The organism is Marinimicrobium sp. UBA4509 (assembly GCF_002388575.1).
In the GTDB taxonomy this organism is placed as follows: domain Bacteria; phylum Pseudomonadota; class Gammaproteobacteria; order Pseudomonadales; family Cellvibrionaceae; genus Marinimicrobium; species Marinimicrobium koreense.
Genome location: NZ_DGMV01000051.1, coordinates 31,136 through 32,982 on the forward strand (window position 1 = coordinate 31,136; position 1,847 = coordinate 32,982).

Here is a 1,847-nt window from a genome sequence, read left to right on the forward strand (position 1 = left end):
CAACGTCAACGACCGTTTTGGCCACCGCGTCGCCCTCTCCGGTGACGGCCAGACGCTGGTGGTCAGCGCCCTGTTCGAATCGAGCGACGCCACTGGCATCAACGGCGACGAGAACAACAATGATGCACCCAACGCCGGTGCCGTCTATGTATTCACCGACTCGGACAGCGGCTGGGCACAGCAGGCCTATGTAAAGGCCTCGAACACCTTCTCTGCCATCACCGCGACCGGCACTCCGCTGTACCACCTGTTTGGCAGCAGCCTGGCCATCTCCACCGACGGCAATACCCTGGCGGTGGGCGCGACCGGTGACGCCAGTCGCTCCACCGGGATCAACGGTGAGGACGACAACCGGACCATCATTAACGCCGGCGCGGTCTACTTGTTCGTTCGCGACGATAATAACTGGTCACAGTCGACCTATATCAAGCCAAGCCACACCTACACCGAGCAGGAACTGACCGGCTACGCTCAAAGTTTCGGAGCCAGTGTTGCCTTATCCGGCGACGGTACCCGCCTGGCAGTGGGCAGCACCGGTGACCTGACGGCCGAGCCCGGGATCAACTCCAGTCCGGACAATTACGACCTTGAGGACGTCACCACAGTCGCCACCAACAGTGGTGCGGTCTACCTGTTCCGCCAAGTGGATGGTGAGTGGGAACAGACCTCATTCCTGAAGGCCTCCAACAACCTTCAGGGGCTGCGCTTCGGCGAAACACTGGCCTTTGCCCGCAACGGGCGTCATCTGGTGGTAGGCAGCACGCGCGAGCCCAGCGCCGAGACCGGTATAGACGGCGTCAGTGATGACAACTCGGCCCCTCGTGCCGGTGGTGCTTACCTCTTTTCAATCATTGACGGTCGCTGGCGCGAAGCCTCTTACATCAAGGCCGCCAACACCGAAGCGCGGGACGGTTTCGCCATTGGCCTGGCGCTGTCGGCCGAAGGCGACACCCTTGCCATCGGCGCCTACCGCGAAGACAGCGATGCCCAGGGCATCAACGGCGACCGGGACAACAACGAAGGCACCGATTCCGGCGCGGTTTACCTCTACTGACACCTTTGCTCCCTGGGCCTGCCGAGTGGCCCCGGGAGCTCCCCCCTCCCCTCAAGCCTGCACAGCTCCCCCTCCAACTGGTATCATGGCGACATCGTTCATTACCCATGGCCCCAGAACTTATGCTGCTTTTTGTCGACAACCTCGCCACCGTGGATTTCAGCTTTCTCGATGCCCGCCGCGGCCTGCTGGGTGAAACCTGGCTGGCTGATGTGCAACTGGAGGGCGCATTGGATGAACAGGGTATGGTCTGTGATTTCAGTACGGTCAAGAAGACGCTGAAAGCGTGGCTGGACAACGAGCTTGATCACCGCCTTCTGGTGCCCCGCCACTCCCACCAACTGGAGCTTGAAGACGAAGGCGACGTTCTGTCCCTGCGCTGGCACTTTGGGGACCGCAGCGAGACGATTGATCTTCGCTGCCCCAAAGAGGCGGTGGCGCTGGTGGATGCCGAGGAGCTGACCCGTGAAAGCGTCGCCGAGTGGTGCATTCAACGCCTTAACGAAGAGCAGCTGTTCCCCGAAGGCACGCGCCTGCACCTGAGCTTTTCCACCGAATACATTGAGAGTGTGTTTTATCACTATAGCCACGGCCTGAAGAAGCACGATGGCAATTGTCAGCGAATCGCCCACGGTCACCGTTCGAAGATTGCAATCTGGGCGGACGATATTCCCTCTCCGGCCCTGGAGGGTGAGTGGGCCAGTCGGTTCCGTGATATTTATCTCGCGACGCGTGAGGACCTGGTGGCGGAGGAAGGGGATTATTTCCGCTTTGCCTATACGGCGCCCCAGGG

1 protein-coding gene and 1 pseudogene are annotated in these 1,847 nt (G+C 60.9%); both read left to right on the top strand.

All coding sequences use genetic code 11. The annotated features are described in order from the left end of the window. Positions 1 to 1,054 (top strand): annotated as a pseudogene (locus B3520_RS09070) (histidine kinase); the annotation flags it as partial. Between the two features lie 107 nt (positions 1,055 to 1,161). After that, the coding region (locus B3520_RS09075; RefSeq protein WP_349678478.1) for a 6-pyruvoyl trahydropterin synthase family protein at positions 1,162 to 1,847 on the top strand (686 nt) is incomplete at its 3' end.